Raw genomic sequence first — 21,553 nt, forward strand, 5'->3', positions numbered from 1 at the left:
AAAAGATTGTAGCGAATGGAGGGACTGCGGTTTCCTAAGTATCACCACAACTGCTTTCCAAAACCTAGACAACGGTATCTCTGCATCCAAGACTATAGACTACCCTAACGCTGTCCATAATAAGCTCCATCTCCATGTTTCCGTTCGTAATGTTTCTCAATTAACGAATCCTTTAACTTGGGTGCCTGCGCATTAATCTGTTCGGTTAACAAAGCCATTTGCGCCACAGTTTCTAAAACGGCACTATTGTAAACTGCTTTTTCAGCTGTTTTTCCCCAGGTAAAAGGTGCGTGGTTACCCACTAAAATCATTTCGACTTCTTTATAACTTAAACCCAGACTTTCGAAATGATTCATGATCTGAAATCCTGTTTCGTACTCATAGTTTCCTTTGATCATTTCATCAGCCATTGGCGGTGCACAGGGAATATCAACTGTCAAATGATCTGCATGTGTGGTACCGAAAATGGGAATCGCCCTTTGTGCCTGCGCCCATGCTGTACCATAGGTAGAGTGTGTATGTACGATACCGCCGATAGCTTCCCAATGTTTGTATAAAACGGCATGGGTTTTCGTATCAGAGGAAGGACGTAGGTCACCTTCCACTGTATTTCCATCAAAATCCACAATCACCATTTTCTCAGGCGACAGATCTTCGTAAGGTACACCACTCGGTTTAATGGCAAAAACACCTTTGTTACGGTCAGCAGCACTTACATTACCGAAAGTAAAAAGCACCAAACCAAGTTTAGGCAATTGCATATTAGCGCGGTAAGCCTGCTCTTTTATATCCTGATAATTGCTCATGATAAATAAGGTTTAACATCCTTTTTGTTGTATTTCTCTAAATATCTACCCAGTCCTAAATATTGCTGGTAGTGCTGGCGGTAAAGCTTTTGTTTTTTGATATTGGGTTTGTATTCTTTTTCAAAACCTGTTCCCATGGCTTTCATAGCGGTTTCCACATCGGGATAAACGCCGGCAGCTACAGCAGCAAACATGGCTGCTCCCAACGCACAGGTATGTTCGAAACGATGAATCCTGATCGGCATTTCCAATACATCGGCCATCATTTGCATAATATATGCCGATTTCTTCGCTACGCCACCAATACCGATGATGCCCTTTACGGGAACGCCCTGTTCTTTAAAACGATCTACAATCGCTTTTGCACCAAAACAGGTGGCAGCGGCCAATGCGCGAAAAAACCTTGGGGCATCAGTGCCTAAACCTAAGCCTGTTATCGCACCTTTAAGTTCCTGGTTGGCGTCGGGTGTTCTACGACCGTTTAACCAATCAACGGCCAGTTCTGCATAATCACCATCTGCTAAAGCCTCAGCTTCTTTACTTAAACTGGCAATAATTTTACCTTCCAATTCTGTTTTCAATGCTGTAGCAGTAGCTTCATCAATTACATCAGATTCAGCCAGCAAATGATTTAATGGCCAGCTGATTAAGTTTTTAAACCAGGCATAAACATCGCCAAAGGCAGATTGACCAGCCTCTAAACCCGCCATGCCCGGAATTACCGATCCATTAACCTGCCCGCAGATGCCGTTGATCAATTTGCCATGAAGATCCTGATTTGGTGCAACCAGAATATCGCAGGTACTGGTGCCCATTACCTTGCTCAGGTAATAAGGCTCAATCTGACCACCAACGGCACCCATGTGTGCGTCAAATGCGCCTACACCAACCACTACATTGGTATTTAAACCCAATTTCGTGGCCCATTCTTCACTCAATGTTCCGGCAGCGATATCTGAAGTATAGGTATCTGTGAATAGTTTATCTCTAAATCCGGTTAAAAGCGGATCAAGGCTGCTAAAGAAATCTTCAGGAGGTAGTCCGTTAAATTCTTCTGCCCATAAGGCTTTATGTCCGGCTGCACAACGGCTGCGTTTCATGGTTGCGATATCATTTCCGCCGCAAAGTAAAAATGGGATCCAGTCGCAATGTTCAACCCACGATGCTGCCCCCTTTTTAATGGATGAATCTACTCTTAAGATGTGCAACAATTTAGCCCAAAACCATTCTGATGAATAAATTCCACCAACATATTTAAGGTAATTGTTGCTAAATTTTGTTGCATGTTCATTGATTTCGGCAGCTTCCTTAACTGCGGTGTGGTCTTTCCAAAGTACAAACATGGCATTTGGATTTTCTTCAAAATCTTCGGTCAAAGCAAGGGGAGTACCCGTTGCATCCACGGCAACGGGACTCGATCCGGTGGTATCAACCGAGATCCCTTTTACCAGATGTGCAATAGCTGCGCCGCCAGCTTTAGCTAAACAGTCTTTTATGGTGTATGTTAAACCTTCAATATAATCTAATGGATGCTGGCGGAATTGATTAACAGCCGGTTTACAGTATAAACCCTTCTGCCATCTGGGATAAAGAAAAACTGAGGAGGATATCTCTTTTCCGTTTGCGGTATCGACCAGAACGGAGCGGACAGAATCTGTCCCGTAATCCACGCCAATTACATAGTTTGCTGTGCTCATAACAATAAATAAATGTCTAATTAACGTTTATTTATTTGAATTAAAAAATTTAATATGTTTTTTAATCAAAAACACGGATTAAAGATTGTAAAGCGCCTGTTTCGGATGGCGGATTTTATGACAATGGAATGTAAAGATGTGCGACTAGCTCAACAGGATCGATAACATTTCTTCGGGGTGGTTAATAAACTCCCTGAACGTACGGTACATTTCTGTTTCCCTGTATTTTACCTGTTTGATTCCCTCTTCCCCAAATTCATAAATAATAGCGTCGGGATAAGCGAGAATAACCGGAGAGTGTGTGGCAATAATAAATTGTGACCGATCTTCCGCCAGTTGATGTATGCGCGAAAGCATAGCCATCTGGCGAACTACAGATAGGGCCGACTCAGGCTCATCAAGGATATAGAGCCCTTTTCCCCTGAACCGGGTATTCATCAATGCCCAAAATGATTCTCCATGCGATTGTTCATGAAGGGATTTACCACCATAACTCTCATAAAGACCGCTTTCCTCATCATTAAGTGCATCAACTTCTGAAGCCACATTATAAAAACTCTCACTCCTCAAAAAGAATCCATCATTCATTAATTGGTGTCCCTTGCTTAATAAAATATGATCCTGAAGGATAGAATGAGAATCCTTTGTTTTAAAATTAAAATTTTTACTGCCACCTTCTGCATTGAAACCACAGTAAACTGCAATGGCTTCTAACAATGTTGATTTACCCATTCCATTTTCGCCAACAAAATAAGTTACACGGGGATGAAATTTTAAGTTTATCAAACTTTTTATTGCCGGGATGTTAAATGGATATAAAGTACCCATGCTTTCTGGTTGACGAAGACTAAGTGCTAATAAATATCCTCTAAAATCCATCTCTGGTCTGTATTATAGTCAATTCCTGATTTTCAATTGAGCAGGCATGCTGAAAAAGTAATAATTATATATTGCATTTTCAAAACTTAAATTATAGGCTCACTTCAAAATCCCCTTTATTACCTAGCCATTTTAACGCGTGATGGTTAGCGGATACAGATCATACTGGTATTTTAGCATGAACTGCATCCGCAACAGTAGCAGATCGTTAAGTCACTTTAATTATTTTAAAAGTGTAGCCACATGTGGTGAGCGGAAATCCCGGTCTCATAAAATCATTTTATAAATCTTAATTGGCTCTTACTTTTACAGAGGAAACATTATTATCAAAAGCTTCATCTGTAAGACAATTGTTATCGGCAGTTAGGGTAATAGAAGGCCCGGTAAAATTATCGCCCTGAAAGAGTTGTATCTTGATGCCTGAAGGTACTGAAATAGAGGAAATGGCATCGTTAGTCACGCCAAGCGCCGCCAATTGTGCCATGGTATAATTGCCAATCGGGAGCTGTTTTGCCCAGCCTTTGTACGCACAATCCTGAAATACGGAAGCTTTTCGGGTTTTGTACACCCTTACCCAGTCGATATCCATAAAATCAGGATAGGTACCTGTAAAACGGTCGCCGCCAAATCCGGTAATTTCCTGACTAAATATCAGGTATTCACTGGTGTGGGAAAGGGCCGTACTGGTACGCCATCTTTCGACCCCATCTACATAAAAAATATATGCTGAGGAGGTCCATTCCAAGCCAAAGGTATGAAAGCCATATTGAAGACCACTGATCGTTTCCAACGACCCTATACTTTGATGATCGGCCCCATAACCATTCCAGTGCAGGTTATGGCGGGCAATATTTGGTCCGTTTGCCATATGGTGTTCAAAAACATCTATTTCTGTTCCTGATACACCCGGATCGTTGGTATTGCCATAAGTAGGCGATTGTATCCAGAATGAACAATGTGGCCCAACCGTTCGGTTAACAAGTACACGGCATTCGAAATAGCCATATTTCTGTAAAAACGAGTTTTGTGTCGAAATCTGACTGGCGGTAAAGGTATCGCCGTTTCTCTTGGCCGCTAACCTTAAAATACCGGCTCCGCTCACCGCATACGAAACATTGGAACGCAGAATAGTCGCATAACCACGGACGGTATTTTCGGCCCGGTAGTTCCAACGGGCATTCAGCGGACCTACACCATCAAAATTATCTTCTAAAGTCAAGGTGTAGTCGTCCAGGTTAACGGTACTGGCCGTCAGTTCAGTTTGTGCTTTTGCTGAAATCTTTGCGGTTGTTTGTGAAACCTCTTCTTCAGCGCCTTTTTTACAGCTTAAGTTGTAAAGGCATACTCCGATCAGGAGCTTTGATGTGATTGTTTTCATGTTGGTAATTGGTTTTTATCTGGTTAACCAAATTTACCGGACATAAAATTTAGGATAGGGGTAATATTAGAAGTAAATGGGGGTGTAATTCTAAATACATCTGTGAATTTTCCTGCTAATAGCAATTGTAAAAAGGATCAGGGATTAGGATTGAATTACGACGGATCTAATACCGATATGATTGTCACAGCCTTGAGTGATCTTTTAGGCACTGAATTTGGCAGTTATTGAGACTTTTCTTTGGAAAGCTCAACAATATTCAAATCTGACACAGAAAGCCCCTTTAACCAATCTCAAGCTTATATCCCTTGCCCCGTATCACCACAATATTGATATTCGGATCGTATTCCAGCTTTTTTCTCAGTTTTGAGATGAACATATCCAGGCTTCTTCCCACAATCACGCCTTCATCTTCCCAAATCTCTTTTTGCAACCGGCTTCGTTCTATGTTTTCATTAGGAGACAATGCAAAAATGAGCAATATCCGGGATTCCGTGGCAGTGAGGTCTAGCGTATTTTCATTAATGATGAGCTTCCGGTTTTTCGCATCAAACAGAACTGAACCTAAAGTGATCATACCTGTATGCTGATTTTCTTCAGGTAAAGCACCTCGCGGACTGATTGAGCTTAAAAAAATAAAGCCCACAAATGCCAAAAATGGGAGGCTACCCAACAGATATCTATTCTTTGAGGTATTAATTGCTGTAGGCTTAAATTTAATATTAATCAGATAAGGTGCTTTAGGTTGCTTTCTGCCAATACAGGCTACAATGTCATTTTTTTTGTTTTTAGAAATCGCATATCCATAAGCTACACCCGAGTTTTTGGCGTTTAGTACTTTAACCAGATAATCACTTGCGAGCCGATCTTCGGCCAATACACGCCGGGTGGTATTCACCAGTGCGGCGGGTTCAAAAGTAAATGCCTGTTCAAAGCTGATCTGATATTCATTTTCGGCGATTATTTTTATCGGGAGAACCCTTGAGGTACGATCGCCCGACTGCAAAAGTAGCTGATCTCCAATCTTGCGGAGCAAAACTTCCCTTCTGGCAAAGTCAAATTCGTTATTGTCCCTCATACTAAAAGCTACACAGATTACAGCTGTAAAAGAAAGTAATATCAATCCGAACAGATATTTACATTTCCCCGAAAAGAGATTTTGGCCACGATCCATTTGTCAATGATTTATTTACAAAGTTTACATTTTTATTTACAATCTAAATTCCGCATACCGAAAAACAGCAAGGTAATTTTGCTGCGGCCATTTTAACAGCAGATGTAATCACCATGGGCAAAAAGTAATAAATATCCGCTTGATCGTTTCATCACCTAAGCCAGTTACCAATATTAAATAAATAAATATGAAATACATACGGTTAGCTATTTTGTTTTTGATAGTTGTTTGTCAGATTTTCTGCAAACAACACACAAACAGCAGATCAAAAGAGGATATTAAGTCTGAAACCAAAGATACCGTCTCTTCCAATGGTCCTACTACGATGGTCCGCAATGTAAAGATGGGCAGAAACGGCACCGTTCTGATCGCTGCATCATTTGGGGGTGTTTTTCGATATGATTTCAGCCAGCCAAAGCGACAAGTGTTTACCAACCTCACCAGTAAATTGGGTCCGCGCAGGTTCTGGGATGTGCTGGAAGATCGTCGTGGCAACCTATGGTTCGCCACTACCGATTCGGGTGTTTATTGTTATAATGGCAAATCCTTTCAACATTTTACCATCCGGGAGGGACTTGCCAGTAATGGCGTTTTCGCCATATATGAAGATAGGGCAGGCGTGATCTGGTTTGGTACGGGTGGTGGTGTAAGCCGTTATGATGGCCGTACCAGATCGGAGGGGAATGGCAAAGCGGGGCGAGGGAAATACTTTCAAAATTTTACCATTAAAGACGGGCTTTCCAATAATGGTATTCATACCATCCTTGAAGACAAAACGGGAAAATTATGGTTTGGCACAAACGGGCAGGCTTGTTATTATGATACCCGCTTGCCTGACGGAAAGGGAAATAAATTTACCGTATTCAAAAACAAAAACGGTGAAGCCTTCAACAATGTTTGGTCGATCGTAGAAGATAAAAAAGGAAACATCTGGTTTGGTGCATCGATCATCGAAGATAAAAGTGGCGATACCGTGTTCGTTGAAAATGGTCTTTGGCGTTATGATGGCAGTACATTTACTAAGGTATCGAATAGGACTGCTACGGCTATAATCGAAGATAAAAAAGGAAACATCTGGACCACCGGTAGTGTAAGTCCGAACGGAGTTGGCGCCTGGAGACTTTCCCGTTATGATCAGAAGACCTTATATCATAACAAGCCAACTGCAACCGAAATCATGTCAGTAAACAAAATGCTTTGTGGAATTGTGGAAGCTCAGGATGGAGCGATCTGGTTTGGATCGATGAACGGCGTGTACCGTTACGATTCCAGTATGCCGGCCGGGCAGACCATAACCGACTTTAAAAACACTACAAATCCGCAATAAGGCGTATTGCAGATTTCAAATCAATTGTCAATTATTAATTCATCAATATTAATTTTATTATGAACAACAACCGATCAATTTCTTACTTCATTTTAATTGTTACTGTTTTCATCTTTGGCTGCCGTGGGTCTGTAAAAGAACGGCATCCAGCATTGCCAAGTTCCTTATCCTTACACATTGGGGATGAAAAATATACGATGATTGATCCTAAAGAAAGTGTGATCACATGGAAAGGTGCCAGCCTGGCGGGTACAAACAGTCATACCGGCTATGTCTATATATCAAAAGGAGAATTGAGGATTGAAAAAGGTCAATTAACGGGTGGTACAGTCGAAATCGACATGAATACCATTGAAGATCAAAAACACGAACGTGATAATAAACTGGTTAATCACCTTAAAGATTCTGATTTTTTTGATGTAGAAAAATTTCCCTTTTCCACGATTGTAATTACCAGCATTGCATCAATAGATGGTGAAAACAAAAAAGTTACAGGAAACCTCACCATTAAAGGAATCACACACCCTGTTAATTTCCTGGCCAAAACAGGTATTAATGGCAGAACCGTCGAAGCTAATGGTAAGCTGGTCATCGATCGGTCAAAATGGGATGTCCGTTATAAATCAGCAAAATTCTATAATCTTTTGGCCAATCAAACGATTTCGGATTCCATAGAATTGGAGGTGAAGATTGTAGCAAAAAAATAAATGGATGAACGTTTAAAGGACTTTAACCAGGTCAGATTATCTTGGTGACCACCGTAGGTGCCTGGATTTTCCATATTACGCAACCTTAACAGACTAACATACAATAGTAAGCGGGGGCAAGCTTATTCTTTTAACCCTAAGATAAAGTCTGAAAAAATCAGATCGCCGCATGATTAGGAAGCGGGAAATGGGACACAACTGTTTTTTTCTTTGGCTGCTTGTTTCTACCTGTTGGGGCGGTTACATTGAGCACGGTGATAAACTTGGTTGGATCACCGACCGACTCATAAACGATCACCTCGGCATAATCGGGCTGCGTGATGAGATCCGGGCTGTCCTTTAATACACCGAAGTTTTTATTCCTCAGCTGACTTAACAGATACTCTTTATCATGAACAAAAGAAATAATATGGTTTGGCGTACGCCGCTTCATCCACTGGTCGTTCAGCTCTGAATAGGGGATCTTAACCTGGCCGCTCCAGGCAACCACAATGGTACCCCCTATGATCACGATAAATTCACCTGCCCATATCAGCCAGAGCAAAAGCCCGGAGACATTATCACTGCCCTGTATGCGAAAGGTACCTGCTTCGTTTAATGCCGCAATTTCCTTAAATAAAATTCCTGGGTGGACAAACAGAAAAACCATATCCACAAACAACTGCTTAAGATCTGCCGAGCTTAGCCTAAAGGTGAAACCGCTGCGGCTGTACATAACCGCATCGAAGAAAACCCATTGCACGTAGAATGCGAGCAGACTGCACACGATGGCAATGATAAGGGCAACCTGAAGGTTCCTGATCTTACCGATCCTGATACCGATGTCGATCGCCAGTCCCAGGAGCATGCCCAAAGAAAATGCACAGATGGCGATGAACCAGATATTTGGGATCAACTGACACAGGATAATATAAAGGAGCGGGAGTATGAAGGATGCAACGATGCCAATGGCAAGGGTGGTTAATATGCTGGAGGGCGAGGCATGGCCTGCAGGGATGTATTTTTCTTCCATGTAAGTGTGTAATCAGATCTGATGTCAAACAGCGGGAGAGGGGGATTTGTTTTAGGCGCTGCTGATGCTACATCTGAAGGCAAATTTAATTGTCAGTCTTCTCGTATTTATAAATCAGCGTTCTTCCACTGGCATGATAAATACTGTCCTGTTGTTCATTTCTGCGGTGTTCAGTCAAAACAATATAATCCGAGCTTAAAAAAATTGCATCGGGATTTTTTGCAACGCTTGGATCCTCTGAATTGAAAACGGCAAGACCGTCATTTGAAACCCTTGCTCTGTATAGGTCCCTTTTCCACTTATAAGGCGTTTGATCATCATCGCCGTTTTTTTTACAGCCCAGCGTGATAAGCAATAACAGCACAACCAAAAAGTTTTTTGCCATGTCTATTTTTTATTGAAAATAATTACAATAAATGATTTTGCAAAATTTTACGCTGGTATTTAGACATTTGAATATTTACCTTCCCCAAAGAATAAAATCATTATTGCAACATTAAATTATTATTTACATATTGCCCGTGCAAGGGGTGAGAGCCTTGCATCAATCATCGATTGAGAGCGTTAATTTAGATAAAAAGGATGTGACAGCGAGTGTCGCATCCTTTTTTTGTTTAAAGCTTACCATGTTAGCAATTTGAAAAAGGAAAGTACCCATAGGCAAGTTGTCGCATCATCTTCAATAAGCTGCCATCAATTGTAATTGAATGCATTTAACTGGATTAAAAAATAATATGGACTGGAAATAAATACTAAAAACGATCCATTATTTCCAAAAGTTTCATACTACTCAAATATTTACTCTGCTGATTTGAGACAAAAAGATAGGTGTCGTACTCGTATTTACCATTAATTAACTGTAAGAGCCGGTATCCGGTATACTTCTTTCGGATAATTTCATTAATAATATAGTAGACGATATTATCATTAAATTCTTTACCTATAAGGTCGCAATCGATCTCATGATATTCACCGTTACATTTGAAGGAAACCTTAAAAATGACTTCAGTTTCATAGGTGAAATCTTCCGGAGTTCCATCGGAAATATCCGTAAAATTAAGCACCCCATTCGAAATTTGATTTAGTGCCATAAGAAACTCATTATATGGTTTCTTCCCGGCACTCACTTCACGATTAGTAGCTGCAACTGTATCTGGAAAGATAGCAATTAAATCTGCTACATGATCGTAAGTTGTTTCGTAAACCTTACCTAAAATATCATCAAATTGCTCATCGCTTATATATGCCAATAATCCACATTTTTTAAAGTGGTAAATGGCATATTCTATATGAAGATAAGAAAGTGGGAATTTACTAAAAAGGGGGAAAGGTTTATTAAACAAAAACCTTTTTCGCATTTCATCAGAATCAAAGATATTGCTGTTTTCAGGTTCAAAACGACAAATCGCAAATTGCGCCCTACTATTTGGGAATAAAGCCTCAATTAAATGATTGGTAATTCCACTCAATCTATATGTGGCGTTAAAACCGGCCAATAGCTGATTTGCCATAAGCAATAGATTTTCTAGCAATAAATTGAGTTTATTGTTGTTTTGATTTTTGTCTTCGTTTTGAAAAAATGTATAGGTATATCGATGTTCCCGGGCACCTGTATTCACCACAATTGTTGTTTGCTTATTGTCGTAAGAAGGCTCTCCTGTAAAATCTTCATCGTAACTGGTAATCTCAGTGATGGTAAATGCACTATAGCATAATTGATTTAATTTTTTAACCACTTCTTTTAAAAGATTACGCTCATTACCCCGATAGCTTAAGATATTAACAATTCTGCATCCGTAGCAATACTTAAAAAAATCGAGATAGGTCTCCATTTTTTCAGCTTTAATGTCCTGAATCAGTTTTTTTTTCTCTTGGGCATTAAGCATGGAATCGCTACCGTAAGGACTTTTTCCACCGAGTAAGGTAGCAAAGGCCAGTTGATTCTCAATCGTGAAAGACCTGTTAAAAGACATTAATGCTCTGGATAAATGGAGTATAATGAAATAACCAGACTGATCTGATGCATATGGAAACGGTTTTATCTTTTGGTATACAACCTCCGGGATTACCTCCTCCTTGTACAGGATTTCAAGAAATTCTGATTGCTCATTTGTGCCGCCGTAAGGGGACTCCTTGTCTCGCTTTTCTAATGGTCCCACTGACACATAGATACTTCCGAATTCAGATCCTCCGCTTATTTTTTGCATAAAATAGCGATACAGGATTTCCAACATATCTTGTGATTGTAAAACATTTTTCCCGATTTTCTTATTCAGATCGATAGCATCTTGCTTATCAATAATTCCTGCATGAGATAAATCGTTAATTAATGACATCGTTTTTGTTTGAATTATAAATTTTATTTTAAATATACAAAGCGATTTAGTATCGGCAGCTCCTAAATGATGGAAATTGTACTAGGCTTAGTTTTTAAATCTGAATGTAGTATAATATTAACATTATGCATTATTCTTTCTCTTACATCTGGAAAGTGCGCTATTGCTATCGAAATAAGGTGCATTATCCAAATGGATACATACAATCTGTTACTTTAAAGACAATCATTTTACTGGAAGAGGAAGGATTATAAATGCTAAGGGTGCATAAAACATCTCATTGAAGGATAATATGTGTGAAGGCTGTGGTGGGGAATTTATATTGATGGAACAGGGGATCCTTCAGTTTCCACTATTCGTATTGAAGATAGTTTATGGGAAAGCAGTGGCCTATTCTTAAAATTGAGTGCTATTCTGGCGGGAACAATATCAGGAAATTATTTCGAATCCAATTCTTCGGGGGATGTAGTAAACTATAATTGTGTGACATATATGATAAGGTCTTCAGGTGGATATAGTTCTGGCATTCGATCATCTCTAATATGTTTGGAGCTACAGCAGCACAAAAAACAAATATGGATTGGTTTGATATAAAGATATCATTAGCATTTAACTACTGCTGGGCTTACAAATCGAACCCAGGCCGGCGCTTCTGTTCGATTCAGGCTGGAATAAAACAAAAAAACCTCACATTTCTGTGAGGTTTTTCGTGATCCCGCTGGGATTCGAACCCAGGACCACTACATTAAAAGTGTAATGCTCTACCAGCTGAGCTACGGAATCTACTTTGTTAAAAACGTTGTGTGTTTCCTTTAAAGTGGTGCAAATATAGGGTTATGATGCATTTCTTGCAAATAAAAAATCGCCGAACACGGTAGTGTATTGATTTATAGGCGAATTAATTATTTGCCTTCTCTTTTTTAAATAGATTTGATATTTTTAGGGCTTATATTTTAATACCCCCACATGCACAGATCACTTCTTACCTTACTTTTTTTGCCGACGCTCCTCATTTTATCCTGCCAATCCAATAAAGCTAAAGAAGAGGAGCGGGCCAAACACAAGCAAGATTCGCTGGCTTCCTGTGAAAAGAATATGCCCAGCCGTTTTGGTGCAGTTAAAGATTCTTCGAGTTTTGCCGCTAATAAAGTAAGTCATGAAGGGATGGTTTTAATTCCTGCCGGCGAATTTGCCATGGGCGCATCTGATAAAGAGGGCAGGGATGACGAATATCCTCATCACAGCGTTAAGTTACCGTCGTTTTGGATTGATGTTACCGAAGTAACCAATGCCAGTTTCAAAAAGTTTGTAGACGCTACAGGATATAAAACCACAGCTGAACGCAAACCAGATTGGGAGGAAATGAAAAAACAGCTTCCTCAGGGCACACCAAAACCACCTGACAGTGTTTTTGTGGCTGCATCATTGGTTTTTTATCAGCCAAAAAGCATTACTTCTTTAAACGATGCCTCGCAATGGTGGCGCTGGGTTAAAGGCGCCGATTGGAAACATCCACATGGCCCTAAAAGCGATCTTAAGGGAAAAGAAAACTACCCGGTTGTCCACATTTCCTGGGATGATGCCATGGCCTACTGCAAATGGTCGGGCAAACGCCTGCCAACTGAAGCCGAGTGGGAATATGCGGCAAGAGGAGGACTAAAAGATCAAAAATATCCCTGGGGAAATGAAGATATCGAAAAAGGCAAGGTAAAAGCCAATACCTGGCAGGGCAGTTTCCCAATCAAGAATACAGACTGGGATGGTTTTAATGGTTTGGCTGCCGTAAAACAGTTTAAAGCCAATGGCTATGGGCTTTACGATATGGCAGGAAATGTCTGGGAGTGGTGCAGCGATTGGTACCGCCCCGATTATTACGCCACGCTTTCGGGGGTAACCAGCAATCCCCAAGGCCCATCCGACAGTTATGATCCAATGGAACCCACAGTGCCCAAAAGGGTGGTTAGGGGAGGCTCTTTTATGTGCAATGCTTCTTATTGTAAGGGATACCGCGTAACTTCAAGAATGAAAACCTCTACGGATACAGGCCTGGAACATACCGGTTTTAGGTGTGTGAGCACCAATTAAATAAGTTTTTGTGTTAAAGTAAAATCACGCAAACGTTTGACTCCTATATTATTAAATTTTATTGTTTAGTTTGGTCGCCACAACTAAAACCGAACCAAATTTTATGCAACAAACTACAGCATCAGGTCGAACGCAGGGACCTAAACCACTCATTATCATTTGTGCTTTATTCTTTATTTTTGGCTTTGTAACCTGGGCCAATGGAACATTGATCCCGTTCTTTAAATTATCTTTCGGACTATCCAATTTACAGGCCTTCTTTGTCACTTTTGCTTCGTATATGGCCTATTTCTTTTTGGCTTTACCATCATCATGGATCCTAAAAAAAGTGGGTTTTAAAAATGGTATTGTATTAGGTCTGGTAATTTTAGGTTTAGGCTCGTTAATATTTATACCCGCTGCTCAAACCAGAACTTTTGGTCTGTTTTTAACTGGTATTTTTGTTCAGGGAGCTGCACTGGCACTGCTTCAAACAGCTTCAAACCCTTATTTAACCATTATAGGCCCGATAGAAAGCGCTGCCAAACGCATCAGTATCGCGGGTATCTGTAATAAATTTGCCGGAATGATTGTGCCATTGATTATGGGCAGTTTATTTTTGAAAAACGCATCTGAGGTTGAAAAACAGATTAAAGCAGCTACAGGCGCTGTACACGAGCAATTATTGAACGATGTTTTAGGCCGTGTAAATATGCCTTATATCGTTTTAGCCATTGTTTTCTGCCTTTTTGCTGTTTTTATCAAATTCACCGATCTGCCTGAAGTAGAGGTTGAAGAAGATATTGTTGACGAAAGCAAAGGCGCTGTGGTAAAACACCAGAGCATATTCCAGTTTCCACACTTGTTCTTGGGTGCGCTTTGTATTTTTGTATATGTGGGTGCAGAGGTAATGGCTGGCGATATTATCGGGATTTATGGTCGCGAATTAGGTATTAGTACCGAAATCAGCGGAAAATTGACTTCCATAACGCTTTTTAGTATGTTAATCGGTTATATTATCGGGATCGTAGCCATTCCAAAATATATCTCCCAACAAAAGGCACTTAGAATCTGTGCCATTTTAGGAATCATATTTACCATTTTATCTTTTGCAATATCAAGCTGGTTTGCTGTAATTTTTGTGGCCTTACTGGGCCTGGCAAATTCATTGATGTGGCCGGCAATTTTCCCATTGGGCATTAGCCATTTAGGAAAATTCACAAAAATCGGCTCCGCAATTATGGTAATGGGTATAGCAGGTGGCGCAATCATGCCATTGTTGTATGCTTTTTTAAACGAAAAACTGCATGTGCACTTCCAGCTGGCCTATCTGTTAACGGTATTGCCTTGTTATTTGTACATCCTGTTTTTTGCCATCAAAGGCCACAAAGCCGGCTTGAAATTAAAATAACCCAAACCAAATAAATTTTATGATTAGGCCCGACCTTAAAAAGGTTGGGCTTTCTTTTGTCCTTAATTTTCGCTTATTTTGCGCAACAATAACGAGGTTGAATCTTGATACTCAATACTCACTACTCAAATCTTGATACTTTATCTCCATACCCCACAATGAACAAAGCTATTTTTCTCGACCGCGATGGTGTACTTAATCACGAAATATACGATTACATCTGCCGTGTAGAAGATTTTGAAATATTAGAATACCAGATTCCAGTATTAAAAAAACTATTCGACGAGGGTTATTTGCTGATCGTAATCACCAACCAGGGCGGCATTGCTTTAAAACGTTATACTGAAGAACAGCTGGCCACGATGCACCAAATGCTGAAAAATGCTTTTGTTGCCCAGGGAGCCGATATTAAAGCTTTTTATCATTGTCCGCACCACCCAACTGTTGGGGGCGAATGCAAATGTAGAAAACCAGCTTCGGGAATGATCCTGGATGCCATTGAACTGTATGATATCGATCCAGCTCAATCTGTGATGATCGGCGACAAGCCAAGGGATGTAGAAGCCGCAAACGGGGCGGGAGTGAAGGGGATTCTGATCGAGCCAGACGAACAGATTAATTATGAACAGGTTAAAGAGGTGCTGAAAAGAGCATCTTTAGTTTAGAGTTCGGCGTTTAGAGTTACCCAGATGCCGATGTAAAACTGTTACTGCCACCTAGACCTGATTGAAATGGCATTCCGGTATTTCACAACTTTATTGGTATCATAAATTACCGGAATATAATGTAAAGCAGGACTGCCGGAACCGATCAGCACAGGCTCTGCTCTCCAAAAATAAAAGATGGAAAAGAGAAGAAGGTTGGTATTGCTTGCAATCGTCCGTTTTCCATCATACATCTCACATCTGCCATAAAAAAAAGTCCCAAGTCTTAAACCGGAAACCCGACCTAAGACTTAGGACTAAAAACTTTCGACTTTTTTAAAAATCTATTTACCCGCTGCTTTAGCGTGGTCAGCTAGGAATGTAGCTAAACCGCTATCGGTTAACGGGTGTTTCAATAAACCAGTAATGGCAGCCAATGGCGCAGTAATTACATCAGCACCTAATTTAGCACAGTTAACGATGTGCAATGGTCCGCGGATTGATGCAGCTAAGATCTGGGTTTCGTAACCGTAGTTATCAAAAATAGTTCTGATATCTTCGATTAAAACCAGGCCATCGCTTGAAATATCATCTAAACGGCCTAAAAATGGAGAAACATAAGTAGCTCCGGCTTTAGCAGCCAATAAGGCCTGTCCAGCAGAGAAAATTAAAGTACAGTTGGTTTTGATTCCTTTTGATGAGAAATATTTAATGGCTTTAACACCATCTTTAATCATCGGAACCTTAACCACGATTTTCGGGTTTAAAGCTGCTAAAGCCTCACCTTCTTTAACAATCTCATCGAAAGTAGTGGCGATAACTTCAGCACTTACGTTATCATCAACGATATCGCAAATGGCTTTATAATGATTGATTACATTTTCCTGGCCGGTAATACCCTCTTTAGCCATTAAGCTAGGGTTGGTAGTTACGCCATCTAAAATGCCAAGATCTTGCGCTTCTTTGATTTGATCAAGATTTGCTGTGTCAATAAAAAATTTCATGCTTATAAATTCTTAAAATGATTACTAGGTTCTGCTGTTAGAACCCCTGAAGAATTTAATATCCCCCCTTCAGGGGGTTAGGGGGTAAAAAAAAAGGGCAAGCACCTTCTATCGCACCGCTACAACCTTCTACCCTTGCTGTGTTCCCACCCTGGGGGAGTTCAAAGGGAGCTGGTCGTAAAAGACTTGCCCGGCCACAAAGGTAGAAAAAGAAGTTGTTTCCCGAAATGCATTTTTCTATTTTTTTTGTCAATTAAGCTATCTTACTGATTAGTAAATTAATAAAATTAAAATGTGTATTTTTAAAAGCCAAAGAAAACAGGGACATAATCCAGCATTACAAAGTATTGTTCACTTATGAATGATATATTTATAAGTAAATACATATATAAAACGATTTATGTCTGGTTTTAAGCTAAAAATGAGATTTATTGTATAATCTTATCATTATAAATATAATAATTAATACGCACTAAGATTGTCATTATTTTAATTTAAAAGCTTTAAATTACTTAAGAACTAAAATTATTCTAAAAAACATGTCAACTCTGTAATTTAAAGATTGTTTTTCGTATCTTAGTGTTTCCTATACACTAACAACTAACGAGCAAAGAATGGAACCAAACAGTGGATTGTACGATGCGCAATTTGAACACGATGCCTGCGGTATTGGGTTCGTTGCGCATGTGAAAGGGCGAAAATCGCATCAAATCATCTCCGATGCACTTACTATTTTAGAGAATCTAGATCATAGAGGGGCATGTGGAGCAGAACCGAATACCGGCGATGGGGCAGGTATTATGATTCAGATTCCTCATGAATTTTTTTATGACGAATGTTTAAAAGCTGGCTTTAGCCTGCCTGAAACCAATAATTATGGTGTAGGGATGTTATTTATGCCAAAGGATATCAGATCCAGAGAAGAGTGCAGAGAATTAATTTACCGTGCCGCCGAAAAACTTGGCCTTGAAATTTTAGGCTTTAGAAAGGTAGATGTGGATACCACAGATATTGGCAATATGGCACTTTCGGTTGAGCCGGAAATTGAGCAGGTATTTATTGCACGCCCGTACGCAGTGGCACCGGGAGCAGATTTCGAACGCAAACTTTATATTTTCAAAAATTACCTGATTAAACTGATCGTGAACACGGTTCACGGTGGTAAGGATTTTTATATTGTTTCGCTTTCTGCACAAACCATTATATATAAAGGTCAGCTTACCTCACTTCAGGTACGTACCTATTTTACCGATCTTACCGATAAGCGCATGGTTTCTGCTTTAGGTTTGGTACACTCTCGTTTTGCAACCAATACTTTCCCATCGTGGAGATTGGCACAACCCTTCCGCTTTATTGCCCATAATGGTGAGATCAATACCTTACAGGGAAATTTAAACTGGTTTAGGGCCGGTGTTAAATCTTTTGCTTCGGCATATTTTACACCGGAAGAACTGGATATGTTATTACCGGTTATCGACGAAACGAATTCAGATTCAGGCTGTTTGGACAATGTGATTGAATTATTGCTGCATGCCGGCAGAACCTTACCTCATGTATTGATGATGCTGGTTCCTGAAGCATGGGACGGTAACGAAGATATGGATCCTGTTAAAAGGGCTTTTTACGAATTCCATGCTACTTTAATGGAGCCATGGGACGGACCAGCAGCGATCGCATTTACCGATGGTAAATTAATCGGTGCAACTTTAGACCGTAACGGATTGCGTCCGTCGCGTTATGCGATCACTTCTGATGACCGTGTAATTATGGGTTCTGAAGCTGGTGCATTGGCGATTGATCAAAGCACAGTAATCGAGAAAGGCCGTTTAACGCCGGGCAAAATGTTCGTTGTGGATATGGAGCAGGGCAGAATTATCAGCGACAACGAAATTAAACAACAGGTTTGCGGCAAAAGCCCTTATGCCGATTGGATTAATCAATATCAGATCCGTTTAGAAGAATTACCTGAGCCGCGCGTCATGTTTACCGGCTTGTCTTCTGAATCGATTTTTAAATACCAGCAGGTTTTTGGTTACAGCAGAGAAGATGTGGATCTTTTGCTTAAACCAATGGCCATTGAAGCCAAAGAACCAATAGGTTCGATGGGTACCGATACCCCTCTAGCTATTTTATCAAAACGCCCTCAGCATTTATCTTCTTATTTTAAACAGTTATTTGCACAGGTAACCAATCCACCGATCGATCCGATCCGGGAGAAGGTTGTAATGAGTTTGGCCAGTTTCATGGGCAGTAACGGAAATCTTTTGGAAGAAAATCCGCTACAATCGCACTGTGTAGCCATTAAACATCCTATTCTAACCAATCAGGAGCTGGAAAAACTAAGAAGTATTGATACAGGTGTTTTCCAGGCGAAAACCTTACAGACCTACTTCAGGGCGGATGGCAAACCAGGCGCTATGGCGAAAGCTTTAGACCGTTTGTGCCGTTATGCGGTTGATGCGGTTGAAGATGGTTTCCAGGTGATTGTATTAACGGACAGGGCTATCGATTCGGAACATGCTGCTATGCCGTCTTTATTGGCGGTTTCAGCTGTACACCATCATTTGATCCGCAAAGGATACCGTGGTGCAGTTGGTATTGTGATTGAGGCCGGTGATATTTGGGAAGTACACCATTTTGCTACTTTATTGGGTTTTGGGGTTACTGCAATTAATCCTTACCTGGCTTTGGAAACCATTAGTGAGTTTAAAGAAGAGTCGGGTTTATCAGTTGAGCAGTTAACTAAAAACTATATCTACGCAGTAAACAGCGGATTGCTTAAAATTTTCTCTAAAATGGGCATCTCGACCTTGCAATCATATCAGGGGGCACAGATTTTTGAAATTTTAGGATTGAACAAACAAGTGGTTAACACCTATTTCACGGGAGCAGTTTCGCGTATTGGTGGATTAGGACTGGATGAAATTGCAAAAGAAACCTTGATTAAACATCACCGCAGTTTTGGTCCATTAACAGAAACAGAAAACTTATTGCCTGCGGGTGGAACGTATAAATTCCGCCGCAAGGGTGAAGCACATTTGTTCAACCCACAAACCATCCACTTGTTGCAGAATGCAACGCGTAAAAACGATTACAATATTTTCAAACAATACTCTAAGCTGGTTAATGAGCAAACACAACAGGCTTATACCATCCGTGGATTGTTTGAATTTAACTATAGCCGTCCGTCGGTACCTTTAAATGAAGTAGAATCTACCGAAGCAATTTTGAAAAGATTTGCTACAGGGGCAATGTCTTTCGGTTCTATTTCTCACGAAGCACACTCTACTTTAGCCATTGCGATGAACCGCATCGGTGGAAAAAGCAATACAGGAGAGGGTGGCGAAGATGAAATGCGTTATACTAAATTGCCAAATGGCGACAGTATGCGCTCGGCAATCAAACAAGTGGCTTCTGCACGTTTTGGTGTAACGAGCTATTATTTAACCAATGCCGATGAGTTACAGATTAAAATGGCGCAAGGTGCCAAACCCGGAGAAGGTGGTCAGTTACCCGGCCACAAAGTGGACGACTGGATTGCAAAAGTTCGCCACTCTACACCGGGAGTTGGTTTAATTTCTCCGCCGCCGCACCATGATATTTATTCGATCGAGGATTTGGCACAGTTGATTTTCGATTTGAAAAATGCAAACCGTGCCGCCAGGATTAACGTAAAATTGGTTTCGAAAGCTGGTGTGGGTACTATTGCAGCTGGTGTGGCAAAAGCGCATGCCGACGTGATTTTAGTATCGGGTTTTGATGGTGGAACAGGAGCTTCTCCTTTAACTTCTATTCAACACGCAGGTTTACCCTGGGAACTTGGATTAGCCGAGGCGCACCAAACCCTGGTTAAAAATAAATTACGTAACCGTATTGTATTACAAACTGATGGTCAGCTTAAAACCGGTAGAGATATCGCGATTGCTGCATTATTAGGTGCTGAAGAATGGGGTGTTGCAACAGCAGCGCTGGTTACTTCAGGTTGTATTATGATGCGCAAATGCCATTTAAATACCTGTCCGGTTGGTGTGGCTACGCAAGATCCCGAATTGAGAAAATTATTTACAGGTGATGCTGATCATGTGGTGAACTTATTCTATTTCCTTGCTGAAGAATTACGTGAGATTATGGCTGAATTAGGTTTCAGAACCATCCACGAAATGATCGGTCAGGCAGATATTTTAAAAGTACGCGAATTACCTGCTGAAGACTGGAAATTGAAACACCTTGACTTATCAGCTATATTATATAAAGCTGAAGACAATAGTTTGCCTTTATTTAATACTGAAGGTCAGGATCATGGTTTAACCAATGTGTTAGATCATAAATTAATTGCTGCAGCAAAACCTGCTATTGACAATAATGAACCTGTTTTTGCGAGTTTCGATGTAAAAAATACCGATCGTGCCTTGGGTACCATGTTATCAAATGAAATCTCAAAAGTTCATTTGGGCGCAGGCTTACCTCCTGATACCATCAACTTTAAATTTGTAGGTTCTGCCGGACAAAGTTTCGGAGCCTTCAATACCCGTGGGGTAACCTTATCATTAGAAGGTGAAGCGAACGATTATGTAGGTAAAGGATTATCAGGGGCCAGATTGGCGATTTATCCATTCTCAAATTCAACTTTTATTCCTGAGCAAAATATTATCATCGGAAACGTTGCCCTTTACGGTGCTACTTCTGGTGAGTTGTTTGCCCGTGGTAAAGCCGGTGAACGTTTTGCTGTTCGTAACTCTGGCGCAACAGCTGTTGTAGAAGGCGTGGGCGATCACGGTTGCGAATACATGACTGGTGGTGAGGTGTTGATTTTAGGCGATACCGGAAGTAATTTCGCTGCTGGTATGAGCGGTGGTGTAGCCTGGATTTATGACGCCAATGGCACTTTTGCCCGTAAGTGCAATAAGGAAATGGTTGATCTTGATCCGCTACAAGCTGAAGATGAAGAACGCATTTTGGCCTTACTTAAAACGCATATACGCCTGACAGATAGCAGGGTTGCTGAGTTTATTTTAAGTGATTGGAAAACGCAGTCTGCTCATTTTGTAAAAGTATTCCCTAAAGAATACAAAGCGGTTTTAAGCAAACGTAATCAACAAGTAAAAACACACTAG

At 40.5% G+C, this 21,553-nt stretch carries 15 protein-coding genes, 1 tRNA gene and 1 other RNA gene; 6 read left to right on the forward strand and 11 right to left on the reverse strand.

The genetic code is table 11. The features are described 5' to 3' along the window. Positions 1 to 104 precede the first annotated feature (104 nt). The 5 genes from AC04Q1_RS01310 to AC04Q1_RS01330 all read right to left on the reverse strand — a co-directional run bounded on the left by AC04Q1_RS01310 (position 105) and on the right by AC04Q1_RS01330 (position 5,934). Positions 105 to 806 carry an L-ribulose-5-phosphate 4-epimerase gene (locus AC04Q1_RS01310; protein WP_478361085.1) on the reverse strand — a complete coding sequence of 234 codons (702 nt, stop codon included), beginning with the start codon at positions 804 to 806 and terminating at the stop codon, positions 105 to 107. After that, entirely contained in the window at positions 803 to 2,503 is a 1,701-nt protein-coding gene (locus AC04Q1_RS01315; protein WP_478361087.1) for a ribulokinase, read from the reverse strand. Before AC04Q1_RS01315 ends, AC04Q1_RS01310 begins: the two co-directional genes overlap by 4 nt. Before the next feature lie 144 nt (positions 2,504 to 2,647). Then, positions 2,648 to 3,382 carry an AAA family ATPase gene (locus tag AC04Q1_RS01320; protein ID WP_478361089.1) on the reverse strand — a complete coding sequence of 245 codons (735 nt, stop codon included), beginning with the start codon at positions 3,380 to 3,382 and terminating at the stop codon, positions 2,648 to 2,650. 289 nt (positions 3,383 to 3,671) lie between these two features. Continuing rightward, complete coding sequence (locus AC04Q1_RS01325) at positions 3,672 to 4,760, reverse strand: family 16 glycosylhydrolase (protein ID WP_478361090.1); 1,089 nt, start codon at positions 4,758 to 4,760, stop codon at positions 3,672 to 3,674. Positions 4,761 to 5,043: 283 nt separating this feature from the next. Continuing rightward, a complete protein-coding gene (locus AC04Q1_RS01330) occupies positions 5,044 to 5,934 on the reverse strand; it encodes a winged helix-turn-helix domain-containing protein (RefSeq protein ID WP_478361091.1) in 891 nt (296 codons plus the stop codon). A 187-nt stretch (positions 5,935 to 6,121) separates the two neighbouring features. Here AC04Q1_RS01330 and AC04Q1_RS01335 point away from each other — a divergent pair, with 187 nt between their 5' ends. Next, a complete protein-coding gene (locus AC04Q1_RS01335; protein WP_478361093.1) occupies positions 6,122 to 7,261 on the forward strand; it encodes a ligand-binding sensor domain-containing protein in 1,140 nt (379 codons plus the stop codon). Between the two features lie 59 nt (positions 7,262 to 7,320). Then, entirely contained in the window at positions 7,321 to 7,968 is a 648-nt protein-coding gene (locus AC04Q1_RS01340) for a YceI family protein (RefSeq protein WP_478361095.1), read from the forward strand. Between the two features lie 157 nt (positions 7,969 to 8,125). Here the strand turns inward: AC04Q1_RS01340 and AC04Q1_RS01345 are convergent, their stop codons facing one another. The 4 genes from AC04Q1_RS01345 to AC04Q1_RS01360 form a co-directional block, all read right to left on the reverse strand. Then, positions 8,126 to 8,980, reverse strand: coding sequence for a hypothetical protein (locus AC04Q1_RS01345; protein ID WP_478361096.1), 855 nt, complete (start codon positions 8,978 to 8,980; stop codon positions 8,126 to 8,128). Positions 8,981 to 9,065: 85 nt separating this feature from the next. After that, positions 9,066 to 9,365, reverse strand: coding sequence for a hypothetical protein (locus AC04Q1_RS01350; protein ID WP_478361098.1), 300 nt, complete (start codon positions 9,363 to 9,365; stop codon positions 9,066 to 9,068). Between the two features lie 367 nt (positions 9,366 to 9,732). Continuing rightward, a complete protein-coding gene (locus AC04Q1_RS01355) occupies positions 9,733 to 11,316 on the reverse strand; it encodes a hypothetical protein (RefSeq protein WP_478361099.1) in 1,584 nt (527 codons plus the stop codon). Between the two features lie 710 nt (positions 11,317 to 12,026). Continuing rightward, a tRNA-Lys gene (locus AC04Q1_RS01360) sits at positions 12,027 to 12,099 on the reverse strand. A 183-nt stretch (positions 12,100 to 12,282) separates the two neighbouring features. Between AC04Q1_RS01360 and AC04Q1_RS01365 the strand changes: the two genes are divergently transcribed. The 3 genes from AC04Q1_RS01365 to AC04Q1_RS01375 all read left to right on the forward strand — a co-directional run bounded on the left by AC04Q1_RS01365 (position 12,283) and on the right by AC04Q1_RS01375 (position 15,456). Continuing rightward, positions 12,283 to 13,401, forward strand: a complete 1,119-nt coding sequence (locus AC04Q1_RS01365) for a formylglycine-generating enzyme family protein (RefSeq protein WP_478361101.1) — start codon at positions 12,283 to 12,285, stop codon at positions 13,399 to 13,401. 103 nt (positions 13,402 to 13,504) lie between these two features. Beyond that, positions 13,505 to 14,791 carry a sugar MFS transporter gene (locus AC04Q1_RS01370; RefSeq protein ID WP_478361103.1) on the forward strand — a complete coding sequence of 429 codons (1,287 nt, stop codon included), beginning with the start codon at positions 13,505 to 13,507 and terminating at the stop codon, positions 14,789 to 14,791. 158 nt (positions 14,792 to 14,949) lie between these two features. Then, positions 14,950 to 15,456, forward strand: coding sequence for a D-glycero-alpha-D-manno-heptose-1,7-bisphosphate 7-phosphatase (locus AC04Q1_RS01375; protein WP_478361105.1), 507 nt, complete (start codon positions 14,950 to 14,952; stop codon positions 15,454 to 15,456). Positions 15,457 to 15,779: 323 nt separating this feature from the next. Here AC04Q1_RS01375 and fsa read toward each other — a convergent pair whose 3' ends face one another. Continuing rightward, a complete protein-coding gene (fsa, locus tag AC04Q1_RS01380; protein WP_478361106.1) occupies positions 15,780 to 16,439 on the reverse strand; it encodes a fructose-6-phosphate aldolase in 660 nt (219 codons plus the stop codon). A 92-nt stretch (positions 16,440 to 16,531) separates the two neighbouring features. Further along, an RNA gene (gene ffs, locus AC04Q1_RS01385) (signal recognition particle sRNA small type) lies at positions 16,532 to 16,631 on the reverse strand. 422 nt (positions 16,632 to 17,053) lie between these two features. Between ffs and gltB the strand changes: the two genes are divergently transcribed. Beyond that, positions 17,054 to 21,553, forward strand: coding sequence for a glutamate synthase large subunit (gene gltB, locus AC04Q1_RS01390; RefSeq protein ID WP_478361108.1), 4,500 nt, complete (start codon positions 17,054 to 17,056; stop codon positions 21,551 to 21,553).

Source organism: Pedobacter humicola, assembly GCF_056490705.1.